At 65.0% G+C, this 22133-nt stretch carries 20 protein-coding genes; 7 read left to right on the top strand and 13 right to left on the bottom strand.

What is annotated here, in order from left to right; translation table 11 throughout:
* Nucleotides 1-27: 27 nt before the first annotated feature.
* A complete protein-coding gene (locus tag KBX13_RS09690; RefSeq protein ID WP_070363312.1) occupies nt 28-711 on the top strand; it encodes a Rib/alpha-like domain-containing protein in 684 nt (227 codons plus the stop codon).
* Here the strand turns inward: KBX13_RS09690 and KBX13_RS09685 are convergent.
* Nucleotides 677-2869, bottom strand: coding sequence for an ATP-dependent RNA helicase (locus KBX13_RS09685; RefSeq protein ID WP_256021972.1), 2193 nt, complete (start codon nt 2867-2869; stop codon nt 677-679). The genes KBX13_RS09690 and KBX13_RS09685 overlap by 35 nt on opposite strands.
* Entirely contained in the window at nt 2862-3428 is a 567-nt protein-coding gene (locus tag KBX13_RS09680; RefSeq protein ID WP_256021970.1) for a sugar O-acetyltransferase, read from the bottom strand. The genes KBX13_RS09685 and KBX13_RS09680 overlap by 8 nt, the downstream gene beginning before the upstream one ends.
* A gap of 468 nt (nt 3429-3896) precedes the next feature.
* Here KBX13_RS09680 and KBX13_RS09675 point away from each other — a divergent pair, with 468 nt between their 5' ends.
* Genes KBX13_RS09675 through KBX13_RS09660 form a run of 4 tightly spaced genes read left to right on the top strand, consistent with a single transcriptional unit; the run spans nt 3897 to nt 6033 of the window.
* Entirely contained in the window at nt 3897-4616 is a 720-nt protein-coding gene (locus tag KBX13_RS09675) for an SDR family oxidoreductase (RefSeq protein WP_256021968.1), read from the top strand.
* A 29-nt stretch (nt 4617-4645) separates the two neighbouring features.
* Nucleotides 4646-4978 carry a heavy metal-binding domain-containing protein gene (locus tag KBX13_RS09670; protein WP_256021967.1) on the top strand — a complete coding sequence of 111 codons (333 nt, stop codon included), beginning with the start codon at nt 4646-4648 and terminating at the stop codon, nt 4976-4978.
* A 2-nt stretch (nt 4979-4980) separates the two neighbouring features.
* Nucleotides 4981-5268, top strand: a complete 288-nt coding sequence (locus KBX13_RS09665) for an RNA-binding S4 domain-containing protein (RefSeq protein WP_256000622.1) — start codon at nt 4981-4983, stop codon at nt 5266-5268.
* The gene (locus tag KBX13_RS09660; protein ID WP_256000623.1) at nt 5269-6033 is read left to right on the top strand and encodes a VOC family protein; all 765 of its coding nucleotides are present in this window, start codon (nt 5269-5271) and stop codon (nt 6031-6033) included. It begins immediately after the preceding gene.
* Between the two features lie 717 nt (nt 6034-6750).
* Here the strand turns inward: KBX13_RS09660 and KBX13_RS09655 are convergent.
* The 8 genes from KBX13_RS09655 to KBX13_RS09620 form a co-directional block, all read right to left on the bottom strand.
* Complete coding sequence (locus tag KBX13_RS09655) at nt 6751-7536, bottom strand: alpha/beta hydrolase (protein ID WP_256021965.1); 786 nt, start codon at nt 7534-7536, stop codon at nt 6751-6753.
* Nucleotides 7530-9380, bottom strand: a complete 1851-nt coding sequence (locus tag KBX13_RS09650; protein WP_256021964.1) for a M13 family metallopeptidase — start codon at nt 9378-9380, stop codon at nt 7530-7532. The genes KBX13_RS09655 and KBX13_RS09650 overlap by 7 nt, the downstream gene beginning before the upstream one ends.
* Nucleotides 9381-9424: 44 nt before the next feature.
* Nucleotides 9425-10309 (bottom strand): cutinase family protein, encoded by an 885-nt coding sequence (locus KBX13_RS09645; protein ID WP_070477232.1) that lies wholly within the window; start codon nt 10307-10309, stop codon nt 9425-9427.
* An 18-nt stretch (nt 10310-10327) separates the two neighbouring features.
* On the bottom strand, nt 10328-13669 hold the full coding sequence (locus tag KBX13_RS09640) for an arabinosyltransferase domain-containing protein (RefSeq protein WP_256021962.1): 3342 nt from the start codon (nt 13667-13669) through the stop codon (nt 10328-10330).
* 11 nt (nt 13670-13680) lie between these two features.
* Entirely contained in the window at nt 13681-15666 is a 1986-nt protein-coding gene (locus tag KBX13_RS09635) for a galactan 5-O-arabinofuranosyltransferase (RefSeq protein WP_256021959.1), read from the bottom strand.
* Nucleotides 15667-15716: 50 nt separating this feature from the next.
* Nucleotides 15717-16481 (bottom strand): decaprenylphospho-beta-D-erythro-pentofuranosid-2-ulose 2-reductase, encoded by a 765-nt coding sequence (locus KBX13_RS09630; protein WP_256021958.1) that lies wholly within the window; start codon nt 16479-16481, stop codon nt 15717-15719.
* A 27-nt stretch (nt 16482-16508) separates the two neighbouring features.
* Nucleotides 16509-17924, bottom strand: a complete 1416-nt coding sequence (locus tag KBX13_RS09625; protein ID WP_070477238.1) for an FAD-binding oxidoreductase — start codon at nt 17922-17924, stop codon at nt 16509-16511.
* A gap of 99 nt (nt 17925-18023) precedes the next feature.
* A complete protein-coding gene (locus KBX13_RS09620; protein WP_070363299.1) occupies nt 18024-18242 on the bottom strand; it encodes a hypothetical protein in 219 nt (72 codons plus the stop codon).
* A 31-nt stretch (nt 18243-18273) separates the two neighbouring features.
* On the opposite strand from KBX13_RS09620, the gene KBX13_RS09615 reads away from it, so the two are divergent.
* On the top strand, nt 18274-18717 hold the full coding sequence (locus KBX13_RS09615; RefSeq protein ID WP_070363624.1) for a hypothetical protein: 444 nt from the start codon (nt 18274-18276) through the stop codon (nt 18715-18717).
* Nucleotides 18718-18722: 5 nt separating this feature from the next.
* Nucleotides 18723-19115, top strand: a complete 393-nt coding sequence (locus KBX13_RS09610) for a GtrA family protein (RefSeq protein ID WP_070363298.1) — start codon at nt 18723-18725, stop codon at nt 19113-19115.
* Here KBX13_RS09610 and KBX13_RS09605 read toward each other — a convergent pair.
* The 3 genes from KBX13_RS09605 to KBX13_RS09595 all read right to left on the bottom strand — a co-directional run bounded on the left by KBX13_RS09605 (nt 19102) and on the right by KBX13_RS09595 (nt 22117).
* Entirely contained in the window at nt 19102-20019 is a 918-nt protein-coding gene (locus KBX13_RS09605) for a glycosyltransferase (RefSeq protein ID WP_256021956.1), read from the bottom strand. The genes KBX13_RS09610 and KBX13_RS09605 overlap by 14 nt on opposite strands.
* 402 nt (nt 20020-20421) lie before the next feature.
* Nucleotides 20422-21210 (bottom strand): ABC transporter ATP-binding protein, encoded by a 789-nt coding sequence (locus KBX13_RS09600; protein ID WP_070363296.1) that lies wholly within the window; start codon nt 21208-21210, stop codon nt 20422-20424.
* A gap of 16 nt (nt 21211-21226) precedes the next feature.
* Nucleotides 21227-22117, bottom strand: coding sequence for an ABC transporter permease (locus tag KBX13_RS09595; RefSeq protein WP_256021954.1), 891 nt, complete (start codon nt 22115-22117; stop codon nt 21227-21229).
* Between the last annotated feature and the right edge of the window lie 16 nt (nt 22118-22133).

Below are 22133 nucleotides of genomic sequence, written 5' to 3'. Positions count from 1 at the left end.
GCCGTGAAGCGTCGAAGGAGGTCGGTCATGCGTGGCCGGATTACAGCAGCTGCGTGTGCAGTCATGCTTGCCTGCACCTCCCCACACGCCGTGGCGGTAGAAACTGCGCACGGACAGGCGATCGTGCAGGGCAATTACCCCGTTACAACCGTAACTATCGGTAGTACGGAAACACTACCCCCACCGCTGCCGAGGGGCCAAGCCTGGTACAGCGGCACGAGTATCCCCAGCTGGGCGCACCTTTCTGAAGCCGATGGCTCCATCGAGCTGACGCCATCTGTTGGCGTCGATCCTGGTGATTACCAGTGGCCAGTCGTTGCCCACTACGGCGACGAATCCACGGAAATCATCCCGGTCCGAGTCGCTGTGGCGAACCCGGGAACGGATGAAGGCGTGGCGCCGGACTTCCTGAAGCCGCTCGGTTTTGAGCAGATCACGCCGAAGTGTTCCAAGACTTCCTTGGCAGTGGGCATTCCGCTGCTGGCACTGATCCCGCTCGGCTTTGCCACCCAAATGGGGCTACCAATCGTTGCGGTGCAGGACAGCATCAACTTGCAGATCACGAACCTGCCACAGCCAGTCAAGATTCACCTCAAACCGCGCCAGTACAACCGCCGCAATGCGGACCTCGGCATCGCGTCGGTGCTGACGGTCGCTGGCCTAGTCGGCGGTGGCATCATTTATTCAGCGTGCGCTTCGTCCGAGCAGTAGGCGTCGCCGTCCACGGGTCCTCCGGCCACGGGTGCTTCGGGTAGCGCCCACGCATCTCCTTACGCACGTCCTGGTAGGGTCCGTTCCAAAAACTGCGCAGGTCGTCAGTGACCGCCAGCTCGCGCCCCGCGGGGGAGAGTAGGTGGAACAGCACCCGCTGCCCGCCAATCACTGGCGAGTCCGCCAGCCCGAACGCCAGCTGCAGTTTCAGCCGCACGACGGGTCGGCCCGTCGAGTAGTCGAGTTTGCCTTGCGCGATGCGCGTCGGCGCCAGCTCGTCGAGCTTTGAGGCCTCCGGCCACGGCAGTTGCCGCATCAGCGCCTGCCGCATGTCCAGCTCTCTTATCGACGCCCCCCTGGCCAACTGCGCCACCTCCAGCGAGTAGTCGCCCTTGGTCACGTCCGGCCACGGCTCGCCGATGGTGGCGTGCAGGAAGTCGAGGCGCTGCTTAAGTGCCAGGGCGGCGCTATCAAGCGTGAAATCCTCGAAGCTGATGTCGCGCAGTGCTTCCTCCACCTCGTGGGGTTCGGGGCGGATCGGGGTGGCGCTCAGTTCGATGGCGCCGATGGCTTTGACCCTGCGTGCGCGCACTTTCCCGTCCACGAGCGAGGCGCGCACGTGCTCCTCGACGCGCTCCTGCGGCATCGCGAGCGGTTCCGCCGCGCGGATCACCGCACCCCGCGCTGTGCGCTGCACCTCCGCGGCCGCGATCCACTCCGGGGCGCCGATCGGCACGTCCAGCCGCGCCCTCGTTCCCGAGGCAAGCAGGTACTCGCCCCCGTCGCGCTTGGCCACCCACTGCGGGTACGCCGCCGCGATCACATCGCCCGGCGGCACCGGCGCGGACGTGTGTACCAACCTGGCCAGGCGTTTCGCGGGCTGGTCGGCGAGTTTGGCCACCGTGTCCGCAGCGCCCGAGCCGAACTTCACCAGCGCCGCGCCCAGGCGCGGGTCCACCGGCATGCGCACCAGCTTCTCGCCGAGGGCGGTGATGCGGTGCTGATCGTCCAGCGCGCCGATGAGCCGCAGCGTCTCCTGCGCAGCGGCCAAGTGGTGCGCCGGGGGAGGGTCCAGCAGCGGCAAGTCTGGCGACGCCCACGCCGCCAACTGCAGCGCCGCCTGCGTGAGGTCACTCGTGGCGATCTCCGGCGCCACGTCCGGTTGAAAGTGCTGGTAGTCCGCCTCCGAGTAGGCCCGCACCACCGTGCCAGGTCCCAGGCGGCCCGCGCGGCCCGCCCGCTGGTCCGCACTGCTTTTCGCGGCAGAGACCGTCACCAAGCCCGTCATCCCGCGGGCATCCCGCCGCGGCACCCGGGCAAGCCCGGCATCCACCACGCGGCGCACACCCGGCACCGTCACCGAGGACTCCGCAACGTTCGTCGACACCACCACCGCAGCATCCCCGTAGAGCGCGGCGTCCTGCTCCGCGGAGGACAAGCGGCCGTGGAGCGGAGTGGCGTCGTCAAGAAAGCTGGCGACGAGCTCCACCTCCCGCACCCCCGGCACGAACACCAGGGTGCGCTCCGGCGCCTCCGCGAGGGCGGCAACATGCCGGTAGAACTCGCGCGAACCCTGCATCCGCCCAGCGTGCGGCGCATAGGCGACCTCGACGGGGTAGGTCGCCGCCTCCGTGGACAGCACCTCGGCGCCCATGTGGTCGGCGAAGCGGCGCGCGTCCAGCGTCGCCGACATCGCGCACAGGTACAGGTCATCGCGCAGCAGGGCAGTCTCCATGCACATGGCCAGCACCAGGTCGGTGTCCAGGCCGCGCTCGTGCACCTCGTCGATGATCACCGCGTTGACGCCCTCCAAGCCAGGGTCCTGCAGCAGGCGGTTCAGCAGCACACCCGGCGTCACGAACTCCACCAGCGAACCGTCCTGGTGTTCACCACGAATGGAGTAGCCCACCCGCTGCCCAAGCCGCGACCCATCCAGGTCCGCCAGGCGCTTCGCCGCCGAACGCACCGCCACACGCCGCGGCGCCGTCACCAGCGTCTTCCCACACATATTTGCCACCGCCGGTGGCACCAACGTCGTCTTACCCGTCCCCGGCGGCGCCTCCACCACCAGCGGCCCGGTGCGCGGCAGCTCCCCAATCACCTTCGCGACGGGCAGCCCCTCACCAATCCGCCCCAGGTCAAACGCGTGCTCAGGCATCCTTGCCAAACCTCCGCTTCACGACGCCCGGCACCCCCGCCACCAAACAGTCATCTGGCACGTCCTTCGTCACCACCGTGCCCGCAGCCACCACGCAACGATCGCCCACCGTCACACCCGGCATCACCATCGCACCCGCCCCGAACCAGCAGTCCTTCCCAATCCGAACCGGCTTCGCGATCTCCCACCCCTCAGCCCGCTTCGCTGCATCCTCAACCGGGTGGCCCACCGTAATCAGCTGACAGCCTGGCCCGAACATCGACCCGTCCCCGATGGTCACCTCCGCAATATCGAGGATGACGCAGTTGAAGTTCATGAAGCACCCCTTGCCGAAGCGCGTGTTCACCCCGAACTCCACATGCAGCGGCGCGAACAGGCCCGGCACGTGCGCACTGTTGGAAAACACCTGCCGCAACAGCTCCTCCGCCCGCGGCTGATCGGTGTTGCCCAAGGCGTTGACCTGGCGCATCAACTCCCACGTCCGGGCGTGTTGGGCGTCGGCCTCCTCGCCGCCGGGGAGGTACCACTGACCTGATCGCATCTGCTCCATCGAATACATACCAGCCAGGGTACCGGGGCCATGCTGTATCCGTTTTGCGCCCCAAAAACGAGCCCCAACACGCCCCAAATCTGTTAAAAGCGTGCGCTTCGAAGCGTGCGATGCAGGTCGCGCATTTTCACCCGGCCCGGCCGATTTCTGACGACCAGCGTCGCACTCCTTTAAGACCTCGACCGGAATGAAGACCGCGCGAAGACCACGCGAGAACTAGTCGGCAGCGCGCCATCTCCCCAGCACCGCATACCCAACAGCGCCAAAACCAAGCCCCAACACGCCCCAAACCGCTAAAAGCGTGCGCTTCGAAGCGTGCGATGCAGGTCGCGCATTTTCACCCAGCCGGGACGATTTCCAGCGACCAGCGTCGCACTCCTATAGCACCTCGACCGGAACGATATGAGGGCGTCGGCACAGGGCACCGGGCTCAGAGAGGCAGCACGCCGAGCCCGCACGAGCACTACACTGCCAACCATGACAGAGACAACGAAAGTGGCCGTCGTGACGGGTGGCTCCGCCGGGATCGGGGAGGCGTGTGCGCGGGCGCTCGCCGCGGACGGTTGGAAGGTGTACGTGGCGGCGCGCCGGGTGGAGCGCTGCCAGGCCATCGCGGAGGAGATCGGGGGCGTGGCGGTGCGCCTTGATGTGACGGATGAGGCGAGTGTGGCAGAGTTGGCGTCGATAATTGAGGGGTCTGTTGGGCTGCTGGTGAATAATGCGGGCGGTGCCAAGGGCCTCGACCTGCTTCGCGACGCCAACCCCGCCGACTGGCAGTGGATGTACGAGACGAACGTGCTCGGCACGATGCGGGTGACGAAGGCCCTGTACCCGCACCTGCTGGAGGCGTCCGGTCTGGTGGTGAACATTGGGTCCGTGGCGGCGACTGACGCGTACAAGGGCGGCAGCGGCTATAACGCGGCGAAGTACGGGCTGCGCGGGATCACGCGGGCGCTGCGGCGGGAGGAGGCGGAGAACAACATCCGTGTTACGGAGATTGACCCTGGCCGGGTGAAGACGGACTTCTCCCTGAACCGTTTCGCGGGCGATGCCGAGCGTGCGTACGCGGTGTACGAGGGCAAGTTGAACTTGACCGCGGAGGACATTGCGGAGGCGGTGCGCTGGGTGGCGAGTTTGCCGCCGCACGTGAACATCGATACGTTGTCGATTATGCCGACTGACCAGGCTGAACGCTAAGTGTCGGGGGCGTGGCTTAGACTGGCTGCATGATTCTAAGCACTACTAATTCCGTCGATGGCGGCACCATCGCTGAGTACATGCGCATCGTGGGCGGCGAGGCGATCGTCGGCATGAATGTGTTCAAGGATTTCGCGGCGGGCATTCGCAACATTGTGGGTGGTCGCGCCGCTGCGTGGGAGGCCGAGGTCGTGCGCGCCCGCGAGGAGGCCCTGAACGAGCTGTGGCATCGCGCCACGGAGATGGGGGCTGACGCGGTGGTTGGCGTGAAGGTGGACTATGAGTCCATGGGCGCTGACGGCGGCATGATGTTGGTGTCCGCGGTGGGCACTGCGGTCAAGCTTGCTCCGCCGGTGGTGTAATCATGGCGTTTGATGTGGTGATTTCGGGGGAGAGCATTAAGCTCGGCCAGTTTTTGAAGGTGGCCAACCTTGTGGAGTCCGGCGGGCAGGCGAAGGAGCTCATCAACGCCGGCGAGGTCAGCGTCAATGGGGAGGTGGTGCGTGCGCGCGGGCACCTGCTTTTCGACGCCGACTCCGTCACCGTCGGCACCCAAACGGCAACCGTGAGCACCGGCGGGGATGACGGCGACTACTTCGATGAGCGCACCGCGAACGACGATTTCGATCCGGAAAAGTGGAGGAACATGTAAATGCCTGCGTTTCAGGGAACACCAGGGATGCCGTACTGGCAGGACTGCTTGACCAAAGACGTGCAGAAGTCCGCGTACTTTTACTCGAAGGTGCTCGGCTGGGAAGTGACGGGCGAGACGTACCGGGTTGCCCGCAAGGACGGGTTGCCGGTGGCGGGGTTTGTGCCGTCGAAGCAGGAGCGGGACCTGTGGGTGACGTACTTCATGGACGCGGACGGCTCGATTGAGTCACGCGTGGAGTCGCTGGGTGGCAAGGTGCTGAGCTCTCAGGAGGTGGACTTCGGTGTGATGACGGTGTGTGCCGACCCGTCCGGTGGCTTGTTCGGCTTGATGCGCCCGGCGGGGGAGGATGCCTTCGTTGCCGCTGGTGAGCCGGGTGTTCCGGTGTGGTACGAGTGCGTGGCGCCGGATGAGGCCACCGTGGACTTCTACGGGGAGCTGTTCGACTGGGAGCTGCGCAAGGAAAGCGGCTACTACATTGCGCTGCAGGAGGGCGCGGCGTTCTTGGGTCTGCGTCTGGACCCACGGCTGCAGCAGCACGGCCTTGCGGCGGTCTGGCACTCCTACTTCGGCGTCAAGGACGTTGATGCGGCGTCCCATGCGGTGCGTATGGGTGGCGGCCAGGTGTTGGCTGGTCCGACGCTCAGCCCGTTCGGCCCGATGCTTGGGGCGAAGGACGCCACCGGCGCCAACGTGTACCTGTGCGAGGTGCCGGAGCCGGTCAGCGAGGACGTCAGCGAAGCAGACTCCATCCTGGACCTCTAGGGCGCGAAGCGAAGCAGAAGCACTGTGTTGAAGAAGTGGATCGCTGCGCTGCTGGTGTGCGCGCTGATGCCTGCGTTGCAGGGCTTTCACGTGAACCCCGGCTACACGCGGGAGCGCACTGCGCTGGCGGTGGTGCACCCGGACGGCCGGGTGTCGATCTCCCCGGCGGGCGAGGAGCCGCGCGCCGCCCTGTCCCTGGCCAAGCTCTACCTGGGCTACTGGGTGCTCTATAACGGCACGAAGGAGGAGAAGGCGCAGGTTGAGGAGATGGTGCGCGTCTCCAACGACGCCATCGCCGAGGAACTCGACGCTCGCTACCCGCAGGCCATCGACGAGATTGCCGCCGACTTTGAGCTGGAGCGAACGCAGCGCGTCGGTGCCTGGGGTACCACGTTGACGTCGGCGAGGGACGTGGCTACCTTCATCGCGGCCATCCTGTGGGACCCGGTTGCTGAGCCGCTGTTGGACGGGATGCGTCGGCAGTCGCTGGTGGCCTCTGACGGGTTTGGTCAGCAGTTCGGAACCGCGCGCCTGCGCGGGGTGCAGGGCTCCAAGATGGGCTGGGCCAACGAGGCCACCACAGCGACCGCCTCTGTCTCCTGGGGCACCACGCTGGATGAGACGTGGGCGGTGGCGGCGCTGACGAACGGCAGCGCCTACCACAACACCGTCGACGTACGCCGTGGCATTGTCCAGCGCCACGACGCCACGCCCGCGTCAGCGTTCGGCCGTAGCAAGTCCGGCAAGAAACTCCGCGGCATCCAGGACCTTGCGCCGGTGCTGGGCCGGGGTAGCGATCACCCCGGTGGAGACGTACTCTTTCACTTCCGCCCCCTCGACTGAGGGCTGTTCCCACGCCGCGTCGGACGCGCGCTGCAGCAGCACCTTCGCTTCGCCGACCTCGATCGTTGTAGCAGCGTCAGTGGGGAAGGTGAGCACGTAGGCGTCCGCGCCCGCAGGCAGCAGCCCGCAGGAGGAGCCGGTGCCCCACACGGCAACCATGTCTGCGCCTTCCTGGCGGGCGGCGTGCACGGCGGCGGCGACGTCGGCTGGGTCATCCACGTTGTAAGCGCGGGCCCCGGCCTGCTCAGCACAGGCGGCAACTTCGGGGCGCCAGGAGAACTCGCGGGCATCCGCTGGCCCGTCGTAGCAGGACACCACCCACACGCCACCTTCGGCAGGCGCTTTGGAAGAGGTGAACACCTGGCCCAGCGGGGCGTCCTCGACGGAGACGTCCCCGGTCAACGCCACGCCCGGCATCTGGTGATCCACTGCGGAGCCCAGCATTAGCATCGCGGCGTGCGTAATCCGGTCCGGAAGCAACGCCAGGTACTGCGGGGAGTCCTCGTAGGACGCCTCGATGTAGGACACCAGCTGCGCGAGCTGCTCGGACTCCGGCAGGGTGCGCTCCACGCCACCGACCTGGAACTCCTCGGAACCCTGCTCGTTGAGCGGGTAGTGCGCGCCCTCCGCGCCGGGCTGAAGCGACGATTCCTCTACCATATTTTGACCCTTTCCTCCGGGGCGATCCACATCGGGGAGCCGGGCTCCACGTCGAAGGCCTCGTAAAACTCGTCAACGTTGGAGGCGATGACGTTGCAGCGGAACTCGTTCGGCGAGTGCGGGTCAATCGCCAGCAGCTGCGCCGCCATCTCCGGCCGCGCCTTCGAACGCCACACGCGGGCCCACGCCAGGAAGAGCTCCTTCAGGTTCGGCTCGACGTTGTTGTCGGCGCAGTACAGCTGGTACGCCACTACCGCGATACCAAGGCCGCCCAGGTCGCCGATGTTCTCGCCGAGCGTGAACTCGCCGTTGACCCCCGCCACGTCCTGGCCCTCCAGCACGGAAGGCACCAGGCCCTGGAACTGCTCCACCAGCTTCGCGGTGCGCTCCTCGAAGTGGGCGCGGTCCTCGTCGGTCCACCAGGAGTTGAGGTTGCCGTGGCCGTCGTAACGCGAGCCCTGGTCGTCGAAACCGTGGCCGATCTCGTGGCCAATCACCGCGCCGATCGCGCCGAAGTTGCGCGCCGGGTCCGCCTCCGGGTCGAAGAACGGCGGCTGCAGGATCGCGGCCGGGAAGGTGATGTCGTTGACTACTGGGTTGTAGAACGCGTTGACGGTCTGCGGGGTGGTCACCCACTCGGAGCGGTCCGAGGGCTTGCCGATCTTGCCCAGCTGGTAGTCGTGCTCGAAGGCGGCGCCGCGGCGCACGTTGGCCACTAGCTGCTCGCCGGAAGGTTCAAAGGTCAGGCCCTCGTAGCTGCGCCAGGTTTCCGGGTAGCCGATCTTCGCCTGGAACAGGCGCAGCTTCTCCAGGGCGCGCTCGCGGGTGGCCGGTGTCATCCACGGCAGGTTGCTGATGCGCTGCTCGTAGGCGCGCACGAGGTAGTCCACCAGCGCGAGCATCTGCGCCTTCGACTCGGAAGGGAAGTGGCGCGCCACATACTCCTTACCGATCTCCTCGCCAACCAGCGACTCCACCAGCCCCACGCCGCGCTTCCAGCGGTCGCGCTGCTGCGTCGCGCCGGAGAGCACCGTGCCGTAAAACTCGAAGTTCGCCCGCCCGATCTCCTCGGTGAGCACGCTCGCGCGCGAGCGCAGCACGGTCCACGCCGCCCACAGCTGCCAGTCGGCGAGGGTTTCGGGGCGAAGCATCGTCGCTAAGTCCTCGGTGAAGGAGGGCATCATGTTGATCACGCGGCCGTCGCGAAGCCCGGCGCCGCGCAGCATCGTCACAATTATCGACGGCAACTCCGCCAACTCCACCGGGTTGTAGGTAGCCATCGCGTCCCGGCTGCGCACCACATCCCAGTGGCTGGCCGCCACCTGGGTCTCCAGGTTCATGATGCGCTGCGCCGCCACCTCAGGCGTAAGCCCCAGCAGGTACGCCGGGTCCAAAAACGCCAGCATGCGGGCCACGTGCTTCTGGTAGGTGGCGCGGGTCTCCGCGTGGGCGTCCTCCCGGTAGTAGGCCTCATCCGGCAGGCCAAGGCCGGATTGGACCAGGTAGGGCACGCTGTCCTCGCCCTGGGAGTCCTTCTCAACCCAAAAGGCCAGGGGGGAGCCGACACCCGTGCGGTCGAGCACGCCCAGGTTGTGGGCGAACTCCTCGATATCTTTCACCGCGATCAGGTCCAGGTCCGGCTGCAGGGGCGCGGTGCCTGCGGCGTTGATGGCGTCGGTGTCCATGAAGGAGGCGAACAGGTCGCTGGTCTCCGAGACGATCGCGTGGACGTCCTCCTCCGCCTTGTCGCGCAGGGCGTAGAAGGAGCCGTCGATACCGCGATCGGCTGGGATCTCGTGGGATTCGACCCACTCGCCGTTTACGTGATGAAAAAGATCATGCATGCCCACAACTCTAACGTGTGGGGCGGACATGCGCGTCGGCGGGACTAGCGGTGGTTGGCGATCCAGTTCGCAGCCTCATGCTGCTGCGCCAGCGTGTAGGACCCGTGCGCACCGATCGAGTGGATGATGCTGCTCGTGCGGCCGTCGTTCGCGCGCGCGATGTCAATCACCCAGCGGGGCATCCCGCCGCTGCTCAGGTTGACGTCCATCGCAGGGTCGACGATCTCGCGCTGATTCTCCGTCGGGGAGCACACGATGTCGCCGGTGTTGCAGATCTCCAGCACGCGCTCACCGAGGTCGCCATAGCCGCCCTCAAGCTCACCGAGCGCGCCGCGCACGTGTGGCGACGTTCCCGCAGACATCACCGCACCGTTCCCGCCCTGGTAGGGGCTGGAAAACAGGGCAGCCGAGGCGACGCGCTCCTTCGCGATAGGGCCACGGTCATGCGCAATGTTATTCAGCATCCGCGACACAATATCCGCGCCGAGGGAGTAGCCGGTGAAGCTGAAGCGCGCGTTCGGGCAGGCGTTTGCGATGCCCGCGACGGCCTTCTTCGTCTCCGCGTAGCCACGATTCGACGCCGTCTGGTACTGCGTGGTGGCGAACGGCGCGGCGTCGTACGCGATCCACAGCGGCTGAATCTGCCCACCCGTATACAGCTGGGTAAGCACGCCCGTGAGCCACACGTTCCCGCCGTGCGGCAGGTTGCGCGGTAGCCCCGGCATCGTATTGACGCCACCCGGCACCGCGATCAGGTACTCCGACTTGCAGCCCTGGGACTTCAGCAGGCTCGGCAGCCGGAACGACGGTGCGATCGGCGCCGGCAGCTGCAGCTGCTGCGCAGACGCCGGAGCCGCCGCACCAACCGCGACAAGGGCGGCGGTAGCGGCGGCAACAAGAACGGAGCGGAGGGATGAGAAAGCGCGCATGGCGCCTCATCTTAGCTGTTAGACCTCCCGAATCTTCATCGGGCCTGGGGTCCACCACCCTGAACGGGTGACCTCCTCCAGCTGGATCTCAGCAAGCGCTGGCACCTCGCCGATGGAGTTCGTGCGCAGCTGGTAGCGCGAGAGGGAACCCCAGTCGCGCTGCCAGTCGCCCTTCATGTACCCCGGCACCTGGTAGGAGTAGTTCACGGCCTCCGCGGTGGACAGCGCGCCGCCGCCCAGGAAGTCCATGAATCCGGACAGCTGCTGCTTACCCGGTGCGTCAGGCATGATGCGGAACTCCGGGATCTCGGTCACGCCAGCGAAGTGGTTGAACGTGCGCTGGCACGGGTACTGGAACGCCACCGACCAGTCGAGCAGGCCCGGGGTGTCCGAGTCGAACATCTTGTTCAGCGGCTGCAGCGTTGGGTTGCGCAGCGGGGTGACGGCCATCCAGTCGTCCTCCGCCAGGGATGCGTCCTCGGCGACGAGGCGCACCACGTTCGCCTCCTCGGGCAGGTCCGCGATGGGGTAGCGCAGGTTGCGCCACTTCGGCGTCGGCCCCTGGTCCAGCATTTCTGCCTCGCCCAGGGTCTTTATTGAGCCGTCGTCGCTGCGCACGCCGTACTCCAGCACCAGCTCGGCACCTTCCTTTTCGACGCCATTAATGTCGTGGTGCGCGATCTTGCCAGCCACGGACGTGACCAGCAGGGGGGCGTCGTCACGCTTCTGTGGCAGTTCGAACCAGGTGGTTTCCAGGTAGGCTGTGCGCGTCGCGCGCTCGTCGTATGTGCCCAGCAGCGGGATGCGGTTGAAGTCCAGGTTGAATGGCAGGCGCACCGTCGACCCGTTGACACCACGCAGCGTGAATGGGCGGTTGCCCTCGACGCTGCGTGCATCCGAGGAGAGCTCAGGCTCCTCGTTTGCATCGGACTGGACGGTCTCGATGGCGGTGTCGTCGCCCGATTTCGTATCCGTGGTGTCGGCGTTGTCGTCCGCGATCGTGGCAGGCACGCCGTCCGGGTGGAACGCGCGGTTCACCCCGGAGTCCAGCGAGCGGCCCAGCGGCACCCCGTCGACAGGGGTGAGGAAGGAGTCGTTCGTGTCGGTCTCAAGCAGAATCTCGCTGCCGAGGGCGCAGATGTCACCCTTGAGCGTCTTCACGTTGCCCATGCCCACCGAGTAGTTCGGAGTCTGTTCCGCGAACGCCTTCACAAAGGTCAGGCAGGAAAACGCCACCATGAGTACCGCGGCGACGGCGATCGGCGCGGCCATCACGCCCGCCCAGCGCGACGCCGCCGCGCGCTCCCGCACAGAATCAGGGCGCGGCCGCAGCCACTGGACGACGCCCACCAGGGCAACCAGCAGCGTGATCCCCAGCAGCACCGTATTCGCCTCGATGCCCTTCACCTGTGGGTTCTTGTCCCACCACGGCACGCCGAAGGAGGACACGTACCACCAGGCGTTCCAGCCCGCCAGACTCAGGGACACCAGGAAGAGCACCGCGGCGATCGCGAACGAACGGTTGCGCGCCGACTGCAGCGCAAAGTGGGACAGCACCACCGCGCCGAGTGCTGCGACCACGCCACCGATACCCGCGTAGATACCGAAGTGGTGCGTCCACTTCGTCGGGGTGAACATCAGGAAGAACGTGGACAGCCCGATGATCAGCATCAGGCGCTGCGTCGGCTTCGCAGGCGTGCCTGGGATCGCGCCGTGGCGCGCCATCGAGAACAGGATGAGGACTACGCAGAAGGCGAAGACCAGCATCGGGAAGCGGCGCGACAGCGAGCCGTCGACAGCTTCCTGGAACAGCGTGCCGTAGCGCACCCACTCCGAGTACCAGGACAGCGCCGGGCCGACCTCGCCGCGCACCTTGGTGGCCTCCAATACGGTCGCCAGGGTCTGGTCCTTGAACACCGGCACCATCACGGCGAAGCCCGCCGCCAGAAACGCCGCTATGTACGCGATGCCCGGGGCAATCGCGCGTCGCTTGTTCATGATGCGGAACACCTCAGGCAGGCAGATCAGGAACACGCCCACCGCCGCCAGGCCCGTCGGGCCGCAGGCCAGCGTGAACGCCGCCACCACCGTGCCCAGCGCCGCCGGGGCCAGCCGCTTCGTCGCGATTGTGCGCTCAAACAGCGCCCACGTCAGCGTCAACCCCATCGCGATAATCGGCTCCGGGCGGGTGCCGTTGTTGTACGGCAGCCAGAACGCCAGGAACACAAACGCCGCAGTCCAGTACGCCATCCGGCGGTCAGCAATCACCGCGCCGAAGCGCGGCAGCAGCTCGCGGGAAATCAGCCACCACACCAAAATGGCGGCCAGCAGCGTCGGCAGGCGCATCCACATCGACGCCGTGGTCACCTTCGCCAACAACGCCAACACGTCATAGAACGGGGAACCGAACGGCGCCTCGGGCACGCCGTACCAGCGGTAATAGTTCGCCATGTAGTCCGAGTCGTTCGAGACCCGCGCCATCGTCAGCAGGAAGCCGTCATCCGAGGTGTTCGCGCCGAACACGTGCCAGAACCCCAGCACCGCCAGCACCACCGCGTCCAGCGGCTTGAACGTGCGCCAGCGCCGGTTGAACAGCGGGATGCGACGCCCATCAAGCTGATCCAGGCGCCACAGCCCCCACAGGCTCACCGCCATCGCAGCCAGCCCCAGCCACATCGCTAGCGACTTCACCAGGGTCGGGCTGGACGTAAAGCGAGAGTTGATCTCGATGTTGGCGGCGAGCCCGGCGTCGATAAGCTGCGTCGATGACTCCTCCTTCAGCTCCGAGTACAGGCCACTGAGCTGCGGACGGTAGTCATCCTCGAGGACCTCCTCGAAGCTGGTGCCCGGCACCGAAATCTCTGCCTGTTCATCCGTGATGTGCACCCGCAGCTGCTTATCCGGGCCGATACCCGCCAGCTCGCCGGGGCTCAGCTCGAAGAGCACCTTATTAATCGAGCTGACCACCAACCCGCCATCCGGCGCCGACACAAACAGGCCACGGTCCGTCGCTTCCTCCGAGGACGCAGGCAGCGTCGACACAATAATGTTCTGGCCTTCACGCAGGTGACGCGTCGCCTCCAGCGGCACCGTCATGTCAATCTCCTGCGGCGCTAGCGAAATCAGCGGGGCGTTCACCGACCCCACCGAGCCGCCTTGCGGCCACTGCACTGACGACTGCACCTGCGTCACAGGCAGCAGTGGCGTCAGCAGCAGCAACACGAAGGCGATGAAGCCGGACACGACGGTCGCAGTCACCAGCTGGCGCGGGGCGCGCCGAGGTTGTTGCGCGCCGGGCGTGCTCGCCGCGCTCTGTGGGTTCGCAGGGTTCACGGGATTCACGGATGTCTCAGTTGTCACAGGGGCATACTCTACTTCTCAGGCGTGGCGGCATTGCGAACCACCACGACAAACGGACCAATCTGCTTCGCGTCCCACGTCTCGCGGGGGAACGCCTTCGGGTTAAAGAACAGGCCTTCGTAGCGCACGTTCGGCTCGCTCGGGAAGATGTTGTGGCCGATGTGCGTCTTCCACGCCGTATCCCGGTTCTCGGTGGCGTCCTCGCGCAGGTCATCGCTCATGGTTCCGCGGAAAATGAATGCCTGCGGCGCTGTCCACTTCGTGTCCTGCATGGCGGCGTCGAGCTCCTCGGGGGCGTCGAAGGAGAGCTTCGCCCACTGCGAAAGTGCCTCGTTGCGCAGGTGGAACTCCCCAAGCGGGTTAGCGTAATGGCTGGTGAACGCGTTGAAGCCGTGGTAGGGCTTGAATGCCATGAAGTTGATCTCATCCGTGTACACCACGGTCTCCCCAGGGGTGTAGCCGTGCGACTGGATGAACTCGTCGATCTCGCCGTAGTAGCGGCCCGGGTCCGGCGGGAAGCGGTCGGCGCGCTCGCCGAAGCCGTCCGTATCCGAGTACGCCTGGTCAATGTGTGCCTCGTTGACTGCCGGGATGCGCTGCACGAACGAGAGCGTGCCCGCAGCCACCACGATGATGAGCACCGCGGTGATCACGCGCTGCGTGCGCTCCTTGAAGTGGCCCGGGTAGTAATAATCGACGCCAGCAGTGCGCAAGTCCGCCACCGCGAAGATACCCACGGTGGAAAACAGCAACATCAGCAGCACCTCGATGCGGAAGCCCAGCAGGGACGTGCCCAGCAGCGACGCAAACATCGAGACGATCACCCAGGTGTAGCAGACCACCACCATCACAGCTAACGACGCCACCTCAGGCACATGCAGGCGCCCAACCATGAAGATCAGGCCCAACACCGACAGCACGCCGATGATGGACAGGGAGAAGAACGGCAGCGGGATCACCGTGCCCTGGGCGGGCAGGAAGTGGTTCGCGGTGTGGCGCACGTCGAAACCGCCGAAGGCCGACTCGTACAGGTACGGAGCCCAACCAATCGCCGCTATGCACAGCGCACCCACCCCGGAAGCCAAAAGGTGCACGACGGGGCCGCGCGCGAACTTGCGGCGGAACCACAACAGCACCGCGATCACCACAACGGTCAGCGCGGCGATCGCAGTAAACAGGGTGTAGAACATGGCGGAAACGCCCAGGTAGAGCGCCAGCACCACCGTGGCTTGCCAGGAGCCCGTCAGCGCCTTGTACGCGGTGACAGCGGCCGCGGGGGCGAAGAGGGCGACGATCGCCGCGTAGGGCTCGTCAGGCGTCTCGGTGAGCACGATGCCCGTCGATACGAGCGCGATCAGCGTGGATACCGGCAGGGAGCCGCACAGCTTCCGCCAAATCGGTACCAGCGCGCACGCCGCAGCAGCCAGCGATACCAGCGCCCACGGCTGGTATACCTCCCAGCCTTCCATGCCCAGCAGGTGCGCGAGGCGCCCGCCGAGCCAGAACCACCCAATCGGGTAGAAGGTAGGCAGGTCCAGGTAGTTCATGTCCTGGTTGGTGGCCACCTCGGTCATCCGGCTCAAGAACTGGGTGCGGAACCCCTGATCCACCTGGATGCCGTCCAGCCACAGGCGTGTCGACGCCAGCGGGATCCCCAGCGCCGTAATCACCAGACCAGCCGGGGCCAGCCCGCAGACAGCCTGGCACAGCACGCGCACCGGCCGCGACAGGCGCTTCCGCACCCACGCCCAGCACGCCAACGCCGCGCACAGAATCACAACGAAAGAGCCGCCCGTGGATAGAGCGCGCGTCACCATCGAGGTATTAAACGCAGGCAGCGACGTGGAGTGCAGCACGTACCACACCGCCAACGTCACCACCGCCGCGCTGGCACCGGCCGCAAGCATGCGCAAGACCGCCGACGTCCATGACACAGCGTCAGGCTCGTAGTCGACGGTCTTGAACTCCAGCGTGGGTTGGATGGATGTATCTGTCATGCACTCAGTTTGGCACATCGCAGCGCATCCACCACGTTCCCCGCCGGGAATTAGAAGTTGAGCTTGCGCATAATCGCCGCTGGGATGTGCTGCAGCACCAAAGAAATCGGGCCGAACAGCTTGTGCACAAACACGCTTGGCTCGCCCTTCAGCGCCGACTCAACGGCAGCCTGCGCTACCTCTTCCTTATCGACGGTCAGCGGAGCCTCCTCCAACCCATCCGTCATCTTGGTACGCACCTGGCCCGGGCGGACCACAGTCACCTTCACGCCGGACTCACGCAGCGCCTCACCCAACTGGAGGTAGAAGGCATCCATGCCGGACTTCGACGCGCCGTACACAAAGTTGGAGCGACGCACGCGCTGGCCCGCAACGGAGCTCATCGCGATGATGGTGCCGTGGCCCTGGCGCTTCATCTCCTGGCCCAACAGCACGCCGACGGACACGAACGCGGTGTAGTTCACCTGCGCCGACTCCACGGCTGCCGCCTGGTCCTGCCACAGCTGCTCCTGGTCACCCAGGGTGCCGAAGGCAACCACGGCGACGTCAACATCGCCACCGGAGAACGCCTGCTTGATCACGTCCGGGTGGGACGCGAAATCGGTCGCGTCGAAGTCCAGGACCTCAACGGAGCCTGCACCTGCGTTGGTGACCTCAGCAACGGCGGCGTCGATACGCGGGGAGCTCTTGCGAGCCGCGAGGGTGACATTCGGATTGCCGCCGCGGGTGACGAACTCGCGCACGATGGCGAGGCCGATGTCCGAGGTGCCACCCACGAGCAGAATGTTTTGCGCTTGGCCTACTGCATTCAACATGTGAAAAATCTCCTTCAGTTCATTCAGCTAGTTCAGCTCGAGGCGGCGGGACATGTCGGAAGCGAAGACGCCGGTCGGGTCGATCTCGCGGCGGGTCTTCAGCCAGCCCTCCAGACCTGGGTACATCTTGTGGAACTTCTCCGCCGACGTACGGGACTCCTTCGCCAGGTAGAGACGGCCACCGAACTCCATCACCTGGTCATCCAGGCGGTCCAGGAACTCGTTGAGGCCCGGGCGGATCGGGAAGTCCACGCAGACGTTCCAGCCCTTCATCGGGTAGGACAGCGGCGCGCGGTTGCCCTCGCCGAACAGCTTGAACACGTTCAGCGCCGTGTAGTGGCCGGAGGACTGGATCTGGTAGATGATGTCCTTGAACGGCTCCACAGCGGTCGTCGGCACCACGAACTGGTACTGCAGGAAGCCCGCGCTGCCGTAGCCGCGGTTCCACTCACCAATCAGGTCGAGCGGCTGGTAGAACTGCGTCAGGTTCTTGATGTCGTTCTTGCTCGGGGCGCCCATCATGTAATAGGCCTCGCCGATGGCGGACAGCGTCAGCTTGTTCATGGTCCACGACGGGAAGATGTCCGGCACCGTCATCAGCTGAGGCGCCTTGAAACGCAGCGGATCCTTCGCCAGCTTCGGCGCGTACTCCTCCAACTGCGCCAGCGTCGCCAGCGAGCCACGAGAGATGGTGGAGCGGCCCGTCTTCGGCGGCGCGGAGATGGCGTCGAACCACGCGGAGGAGTAGGTGTAGTTGACCTCGGAGCCGTCCGAGTGCAGTGCGATCGTCTCATCCAGGGTGCTGGTGCGCTCCGTGTCAGACAGGAAGTACGCGGTCTCCGTCTTGGTCATCTGGATGCGTGCGCGCAGGATGATGCCGGTCAGGCCCATGCCGCCGACCGTCGCCCAGAACAGCGTGCCGTCCGGGTCGTCCGCGCTGCCTTCCGGCTCGAGGTGCAGGACGCGGCCGTCCGCCACCAGCAGCTCCATGGAGACCACGTGGTCGCCGAAGGAACCAGCGGAGTGGTGGTTCTTACCGTGGATGTCCGGACCGATCGCGCCACCGATGGTGACCTGGCGGGTGCCCGGCAGGACCGGAACCCACAGGCCGTACGGCAGGGCCGCCTTCATCAGCTGGTCCAAGTTGACGCCCGAGTCCACGTCGACGATGCCGGTCTCCGGATCAATCGAGTGGATCTTGTTCAGCTCGTTGATGTCGATGACCAGGCCGCCACCGTTCTGTGCCGGGTCGCCGTAGGAGCGGCCCAGACCACGGGCGATGACGCCGCGCCGAGCGTGCTCAGGCAGGCTCTCGTTATCCTGCGCGACCTGTGCGACGGCTTGCTTGATGACCTCCACGTCAGGCGTGGACAGCACATGCGCAGTCGACGGAGCAGTGCGGCCCCAGCCGTAGAGTGACTTAAGATTGGTGTGTAGTTCCATCTCTTTCGCTTCTTCTTGTCGTCGTTGCTTCGCCGAAGTGCGAAGACATTCGGTTCGAGTCTAAATGATGTAAGTTGAAAAACCTATAAAAACATCATACTAAAGGTCCATAAGCTCCCTGATTTCTGCAGGAAGCTCCTCCTGCGACGTAATTTCCGGCTTCCCCGCAGCCTTGTGCTCCCGCAGCAGCTCATAGATGCGCCCACGCGACATCGAATCCACAAACGGCAGCTCCTCCGCGAACAGCCTCACCATGTAATCGGACAGCGGCACCTCGACGCGCTGCGCCGCCTCATGAATCTCCTCATGCTTAGTCATGCTTTTCACCCTACTAGTAGCATTGGACACCATGACTGACACGATTCAATCACTTGTCGACGAGCCCACCATCGACTACAACGCCCTCGACGACACCTTCGGCGGCCAGTGCATCCAAGCCGCCTACATCCTCGCCGCCGCCTCCGTCCCCGACTTCACCACGCGCAAAGCGCTGGCCTGGACCCTCCTCGGCGCCGCCAACCTCGCGACCATCGCCGCCTTCAACGCCTTCGACGAGGACCCCCGCAACGACCTCACCGCCGTCCTCGAATCCGAACAGGGCGAAGCCGAATCCATCGCCACCACCTGGTTCACCATCGGCGGCATCGCCGTGGCCGCCGTCGGCGCCTTCGCCGCCGGGGTACAGGCGCAAAAGAAACTGGCAGGCTGGCTGGGCCGGAGGGGCGTCGCAAAGCCCAACGTGGCGATCGGCACCGTCGCAGCCCTCGCATACCTCGGGGCGAAACAACTGTGAGCGCAATGAAGCAGCAGGTGCTGCCATTCCTCATCATCGGCATCGGCTGCGCCGTCATCGACTTCGGCATCACCAACACCCTCGACCAAGCCCTCGACGTCCAACGCGATCTTGCCAAGGCCGTGGGCTGGGTCTTCGGGACCATCTCCGCCTACGTGCTGAACTCCAAGTTCGCCTTCAACGCCAAAATCGACGCCAAAAAAGCCAGCGCCGTGTTCATCCTCTACGCCACCACCTTCGCGGTGCAGATGTTGCTGTGGAGGGTGACGGACGAGCCGTTGTCGTCGCTAGGCTTGCAAGATTCGTGGAAGAACGCCGTGTCCTTCGTCATCGCCCAAGGCGTTGCCACCGTGACCAACTTCGTCCTCCAAAGCAAAGTCATCTTTAAGGACGCCTAAAGTCCTCCCGCGCCCCCATCCGCAGCAGACGCAGCCACTGCAGGAAGCCCTTCGGATCCTTCCGCTCCACCAGGAAGAACCACCCGAAGCGCACCACTTCCTGCAGCTTCATTTTCTTCATCCCCTGCTGATTAATGATGTAGCCGCGATTCCTATACGTGAAATACCGCTTCGATTCATTATCCGGCCACTGCGCATGCGCCCTGCCACCCATAATCGGGTGGAACTCGCCCGACCCATCCGGGTGCAAATACTTCGTGGTCAGCGCCGTGCCATACCGCAGCCCCGACTGCGACAAACGCCGGTGATACTCCACCTCATCACCCCGAATGAACAGGCGATAATCCGGCACACCAATCCGCTCCATCGCCTCCGCCGAGATCAACGCCCCATTAAATAAGGACGCATAATCCGGCAAGAACGACCCCTCCAACTCGGCCGTCGTCCGCTTCCACTCCAAGCCCTGGCGCAGGGGAAACGCCAACTTCGCCGGATCCCCAATATTCGCCACGACCGGGCTCACCTCATGCAGCCGGTGCTGCTCCGCCACGCGATACAGCTCCTCCAACACGCCGTGGTCCGCCGGGCGGCCATCGTCGTCCGCGCACCAAATCGCGTCCGCCCCCAACGCCAGCGCCGTCAAAAAGCCATACGCGAAACCGCCAGCACCACCCAAGTTCGTCTTCGACGGCAAATACACCGCCCGATCCCCAGCCAACTCCTGCAGCAGTTCCTGAACAGCCTGCTCAGAGCCGTTATCCACCACGATCACCCACTGCACCGGGTGCGTCTGGTTCACCACCTGTTCCAGGGAATGCCGCAGCATCTCGACACGCTTATGCGTCACAATCACCGCCGCCGTCGAACCACTACTTTTCAGGTGTGCCGTTCCAGTTCCAGTCATGCCTCATATTGTGCACCATCGGCGGGGCGGGGTGGTGGTGCGTCGGGGAGCCCGTGGTTTTCGGGCTGGCGTTGGGTGGTTTTCGCGTGGGTTTTGCGCGGTTTTTCGTTCCGGTCGAGGTGTACAAGGAGTGCGACGCTGGTCGCCAGAAATCGGCCGGGCTGGGTGAAAATGCGCGACCTGCACCGCTCGGTTTTAACCTTGGAGGGGAAACGGGAGGGCAGGCCGCCAAACGGTCGTTCGAAAACCGGCAGAAACTGCAAAGTGTAGTAGGTGGATTGTAGTAATCCTCGAAAATGATTGCGAAAAGGGGATTACTACAATCCTGTTACTCCCATTTGGGTTTCAGAGGAGCTCCGGCCAGCGAAAACTGGCCGAAACCGGGCCGAACCAGCCCGGCGCCTACTCCGCCTGGAACCGCGTGACCAGGTCGTCGACGTACTGGCCGGCTTCGGGCCCTTCGTAGGCGCCCACGACCTCGGAGACCAGGCCGGCTTTCCTGATTTCGCCTTTGTCCACCCACAGGGCGGTGTTGCACAACTGCGCTAAAAAGTCGTTGGAGTGGGAGGCGAAGACGAGGATGCCGGAGCGCTCGACGAGTTCGGCCAACCGGACGCGGGCTTTGGCCATGAAGGCGGAGTCGACGGCGCCGATGCCTTCGTCGAGGAGCAGGATTTCGGGTTCGATGGAGGTGACCACGCCCAGGGCTAGGCGAACGCGCATGCCGGTGGAGTAGGTGCGCAGGGGCATGGAGAGGTAGTCGCCGAGTTCGGAGAATTCGGCGATTTCGTCCATCTTGGCTTTCATCTGTTTGCGGGTCTGGCCGAGGAAGAGGCCGCGGATGATGATGTTTTCGTAGCCGGAGATTTCGGGGTCCATGCCGACGCCGAGGTCGAAGACGGGGGCGACGCGGCCGCGGACGTCGGCGACGCCGCGGGTGGGTTCGTAGATGCCGGAGAGCAAGCGTAGCAACGTGGATTTGCCGGCGCCGTTGTGGCCGACCAGGCCCACGCGGTCGCCTTCGCGCAGGTGGAGGTTGATGTCTTTGAGTGCTTCGACGACCACGGTGTTGGAAGCATTTTTGCCGATCTTGCCACCGGCGGAGGACATGACTGCCTTTTTGAGTGAGCGGGATTTGGCGTCGAAAATTGGGAAGTCGACGCAGGCGTTGTAGGTGTCGATGGAAACCATGTGTGACTTCTTCTCCTTAGACCCAGTACGGCACGCGGAAGCGCATTTGGCGCATGGCGAGCAGGGCGAGCAGCAGGCCGATGATGGTGCAGACGCCGACGATGATCCAGTGGTAGCCGGCGAGTTCTTGGCCGATCATGGGGGCGCGCACGATCTCGAGGTAGTGGTAGAGGGGGTTGATTTCGGCGAGCATGGCTCGCTTAGCGACGTCGCCGCCTTGCTCCTTGAGCGTGTGGGTGGTCCAGACGATCGGGGTGACGTAGAACAGCAGCTGCACGAGCGCTTCCAGAAGTGGGGCGACGTCGCGGAATCGGGTGGCGATGATGCCGAAGAGCATGGTCACCCACACGCCGTTGACCACGAGGAGTGCCATCGCCGGGATGGCGAGGAGGACTTGCCATCCGAGGTGAATGCGGAACGCGAGCACGAGGATGACCCAGATGACCAGGTTGTGGGCCAGGAAGAGGAGTTGGCGCCATACGAGCCGGTACACGTGGACCGACAGTGCCGACGGTAGCTGCTTGATCAGGCCTTCGTTTTCGATGAAGACTTCCGCGCCGTCTTTGATGCAGCCAGAGATGAATCCCCAGACGATGAAGCCGACGGTGACGTGTGGGAGGAATTCGCGCACGCTGATTTGGAACAGCATGGAGTAGAGGAGGCCGAGGGCGAGCGCCATCACGCCGGTGGCGATGGTGATCCAGAGCGGGCCGAGGGTGGAGCGTCGGTAGCGCTGTTTGATGTCCTGCCAGCCTAGTTGGAGCCAGAGTTCGTGCTGGCCCCATCCGCGGATGAGGTCGCGGAATGCCAGCTTCAGTGTTTTCGACTGTGATTTCGGAGCGTCGTCGTGGTGTGGCTCGGAGGTCATCCTGGCGACGTCGTTTCGGAGCTGGTTTGTATTGTGCACGGTTCATACCCTAGCT

Origin of the sequence: Corynebacterium sp. CCUG 51687 (assembly GCF_024453995.1) — a bacterium.
Taxonomy (GTDB): Bacteria; Actinomycetota; Actinomycetes; order Mycobacteriales; family Mycobacteriaceae; genus Corynebacterium; species Corynebacterium pseudogenitalium.
The sequence above is the reverse complement of the archived record's forward strand: the minus strand, read 5'-3'. Positions and strand labels throughout refer to the sequence as shown.

What these genes read in the sequence shown, in the direction of transcription:
- KBX13_RS09600 (WP_070363296.1), bottom strand. Translation starts at nt 21,210, where the DNA reads ATGGTTTCCATCGACACCTACAACGCCTGCGTCGACTTCCCAATTTTC.
- KBX13_RS09605 (WP_256021956.1), bottom strand. Translation starts at nt 20,019, where the DNA reads ATGACTGGAACTGGAACGGCACACCTGAAAAGTAGTGGTTCGACGGCG.
- KBX13_RS09655 (WP_256021965.1), bottom strand. Translation starts at nt 7,536, where the DNA reads ATGGTAGAGGAATCGTCGCTTCAGCCCGGCGCGGAGGGCGCGCACTAC.
- KBX13_RS09660 (WP_256000623.1), top strand. Translation starts at nt 5,269, where the DNA reads ATGCCTGCGTTTCAGGGAACACCAGGGATGCCGTACTGGCAGGACTGC.
- KBX13_RS09620 (WP_070363299.1), bottom strand. Translation starts at nt 18,242, where the DNA reads ATGACTAAGCATGAGGAGATTCATGAGGCGGCGCAGCGCGTCGAGGTG.
- KBX13_RS09685 (WP_256021972.1), bottom strand. Translation starts at nt 2,869, where the DNA reads ATGCCTGAGCACGCGTTTGACCTGGGGCGGATTGGTGAGGGGCTGCCC.
- KBX13_RS09665 (WP_256000622.1), top strand. Translation starts at nt 4,981, where the DNA reads ATGGCGTTTGATGTGGTGATTTCGGGGGAGAGCATTAAGCTCGGCCAG.
- KBX13_RS09610 (WP_070363298.1), top strand. Translation starts at nt 18,723, where the DNA reads ATGAAGCAGCAGGTGCTGCCATTCCTCATCATCGGCATCGGCTGCGCC.
- KBX13_RS09635 (WP_256021959.1), bottom strand. Translation starts at nt 15,666, where the DNA reads ATGACAGATACATCCATCCAACCCACGCTGGAGTTCAAGACCGTCGAC.
- KBX13_RS09645 (WP_070477232.1), bottom strand. Translation starts at nt 10,309, where the DNA reads ATGCGCGCTTTCTCATCCCTCCGCTCCGTTCTTGTTGCCGCCGCTACC.
- KBX13_RS09675 (WP_256021968.1), top strand. Translation starts at nt 3,897, where the DNA reads ATGACAGAGACAACGAAAGTGGCCGTCGTGACGGGTGGCTCCGCCGGG.
- KBX13_RS09625 (WP_070477238.1), bottom strand. Translation starts at nt 17,924, where the DNA reads ATGGAACTACACACCAATCTTAAGTCACTCTACGGCTGGGGCCGCACT.
- KBX13_RS09615 (WP_070363624.1), top strand. Translation starts at nt 18,274, where the DNA reads ATGACTGACACGATTCAATCACTTGTCGACGAGCCCACCATCGACTAC.
- KBX13_RS09650 (WP_256021964.1), bottom strand. Translation starts at nt 9,380, where the DNA reads ATGCATGATCTTTTTCATCACGTAAACGGCGAGTGGGTCGAATCCCAC.
- KBX13_RS09690 (WP_070363312.1), top strand. Translation starts at nt 28, where the DNA reads ATGCGTGGCCGGATTACAGCAGCTGCGTGTGCAGTCATGCTTGCCTGC.
- KBX13_RS09680 (WP_256021970.1), bottom strand. Translation starts at nt 3,428, where the DNA reads ATGTATTCGATGGAGCAGATGCGATCAGGTCAGTGGTACCTCCCCGGC.
- KBX13_RS09630 (WP_256021958.1), bottom strand. Translation starts at nt 16,481, where the DNA reads ATGTTGAATGCAGTAGGCCAAGCGCAAAACATTCTGCTCGTGGGTGGC.
- KBX13_RS09670 (WP_256021967.1), top strand. Translation starts at nt 4,646, where the DNA reads ATGATTCTAAGCACTACTAATTCCGTCGATGGCGGCACCATCGCTGAG.